The organism is Undibacterium sp. SXout7W, from assembly GCF_049339385.1.
Taxonomy (GTDB): domain Bacteria; phylum Pseudomonadota; class Gammaproteobacteria; order Burkholderiales; family Burkholderiaceae_D; genus Undibacterium.
Genome location: NZ_JBMPPF010000137.1, coordinates 1 through 300, shown reverse-complemented (window position 1 = coordinate 300; position 300 = coordinate 1). Strand labels below are relative to the sequence as shown.

At 54.0% G+C, this 300-nt stretch carries 1 protein-coding gene; it reads right to left on the bottom strand.

Going from position 1 to position 300, the window contains the following annotated elements; genetic code table 11:
- Positions 1-300, bottom strand: a 300-nt coding sequence (locus tag ACO0LB_RS20825; protein WP_423052642.1) for a DUF4116 domain-containing protein, incomplete at both ends; no start/stop codon positions are given.

Genomic DNA, 300 nt, shown 5'->3' with positions numbered 1-300 from the left:
GGCTTTCAGTGCAACTGCTTCTGTGCGTAATTCCGCTGGCACGTATTGCAGGGCACCGCCATCGCTTTCAACGGCTTTCAGTGCAACTGCTTCTGTGCGTAATTCCGCTGGCACGTATTGCAGGGCATAGCCATTACGTTCAACGGCTTTCAGTGCAACTGCTTCTGTGCGTAATTCCGCTGGCACGTATCGCAGGGCATAGCCATTACGTTCAACGGCTTTCAGTGCAACTGCTTCTGTGCGTAATTCCGCTGGCACGTATTGCAGGGCACCGCCATCGCTTTCAACGGCTTTCAGTGC